Raw genomic sequence first — 1755 nt, 5'->3', positions numbered from 1 at the left:
TCGATTTTTTCTTTAAACACCAAATCAAATTCCTCAAAATCACTGTCTAAAAAATCCGTCGCCTGTCCATAATCGTCCACAAAAATTCTAATACTTGCATAATCCCACCGCTTTTGTCTTAAATGCTTTCTTAGATAACTACCATACATCCCCGCAATTTCTGGTTGTTCTGTCGTCGCCTCTCTAAATATATATCTAATTGCAATATCACCACTGGTTATTGGTTCAAACCATTTTTTCGGCACATGTTCCCCCCCCTCAAAAGGTTTGCCTAGCTTGGCTAACTCACGATAAATAGTTGATTTTTGTTCCAGAATTGCTAAGGAGCTATAAATTAATTTTTTAACCACCTCCACATCTTGACGGGTAAATTGATAGGCCTGTTTGGCGGTCATTTTAACAATTTTGATATAATCGGATTGAAGATTATCAGTTTTAGTTACTTCTGCAACAGATAGGGTACTGAAAAATAAGGGTAATATAATACTCATCCCTAAAAATTTAAGCGCTTTCATTACTTTTTCTCCTCTGGTAAAAGTACATCGCGAGGATTTTTTCCAGCACGAATATCATCCATAAATTTTCGCCAAAAATCCTCTATTGTTTTCTCGTTATCCCTCTTATTTAGAATATACCGAGATTACCACAGTTCAATCACCAAACTGCCCCATTTATTAGGGTATTTGGCATTTTCATCATAATTATCTTGATTCACACAAAAATAAAAGTGGTATTCTTCCTTACCCACAAAACGAGCAAACTGGTAAAGCATATAACATTGCCCCTTTGTATATGTTTGTCGGTAATAATCCGATAAGCTTTGCGGGTCGACTTTTTCTTTAAACACTAAATCAAACTCCTCAAAATCACTGTCTAAAAAATCCGTCGCCTGTCCATAGTCGTCCACAAAAATACCAATACTGGCATAATCCCACCGCTTTTGTCTTAATCGTTTTTTGAGATAGCTGCCATATATTCCCCAAATTTCTGGCTGTTCAGCCGTCGCCTCTCTAAATATATATCTCGTTCTAATACCACCGCTTGTTATTGGTTCAGACCATTTTTTCGGCACATTTTCTCCCCCCTCAAAAGACTTGCCTAATTTAGCCAGTTCACGATAAATGGTTGATTTTTGTTCTAGAATTGCTAAGGAGCTATAAATTAATTTTTTAACCACCTCCACATCTTGGCGGGTAAATTGATAAGCTTGTTTGGCAGTCACTCTATCAATATCTATGTAATCGGATTGAATATTCTCGGCTTTAGAGACGTCTGCAAAAGATAGCGTACTGAAAAATAGGGACAGTATATTGATTCCTAAAAACTTAAGCATTTTCATCATTCTTTCTCCTCTGGTAAAAGCACATCGCGAGGATTTTTTCCTTCACGAATCTTATCCATAAATTCTCTCCAGAATTTCTCTGTTGTTTCTTCATCGCCCTTATCCACAACAAACTCCCCAATATATCTTGTTTTGGCGGCATATTGTTTCATTTGCTCATAAAATGCATAAGGGTTAATTGCATAAATTAATTCTGATACCGCTAGACTTGGTCCATAGGGTAAATCGGGAATTGCATCGCCTATCACATCATTTCTCACTTCTTCCGCACAAGTATTATTAAAAATTACATTATAATATTTACTACCGGATATAATCTCTGCTCTGTTTTTTTCAGCCTGTGCTTTGATTTGATGATATGCTTCTTCACTAATTTTCTTTTTAAATAGAAAAGTTTTTTCCGGAATCCGGTA

At 36.1% G+C, this 1755-nt stretch carries 3 protein-coding genes; all 3 read right to left on the bottom strand.

Features of this window, described 5'->3' with window-relative positions; genetic code table 11:
- The coding region (locus tag CVP05_RS12150) for a hypothetical protein (RefSeq protein WP_133118724.1) at window positions 1-515 on the bottom strand (515 nt) is incomplete at its 3' end.
- Between the two features lie 125 nt (window positions 516-640).
- Window positions 641-1342, bottom strand: coding sequence for a hypothetical protein (locus CVP05_RS12145; RefSeq protein ID WP_100289827.1), 702 nt, complete (start codon window positions 1340-1342; stop codon window positions 641-643).
- The coding region (locus CVP05_RS12700) for a hypothetical protein (protein WP_165773164.1) at window positions 1339-1755 on the bottom strand (417 nt) is incomplete at its 5' end. The genes CVP05_RS12700 and CVP05_RS12145, both read right to left, overlap by 4 nt.

This window comes from Conservatibacter flavescens (assembly GCF_002795425.1).
GTDB lineage: Bacteria > Pseudomonadota > Gammaproteobacteria > Enterobacterales > Pasteurellaceae > Conservatibacter > Conservatibacter flavescens.
Note: the sequence above shows the minus strand (reverse complement) of the source record. Positions and strands in the feature narration are given on the sequence as shown.

Coding starts and splice junctions, on each gene's coding strand:
- CVP05_RS12145 (WP_100289827.1), bottom strand. CDS start 1,342: ATGATGAAAATGCTTAAGTTTTTAGGAATCAATATACTGTCCCTATTT.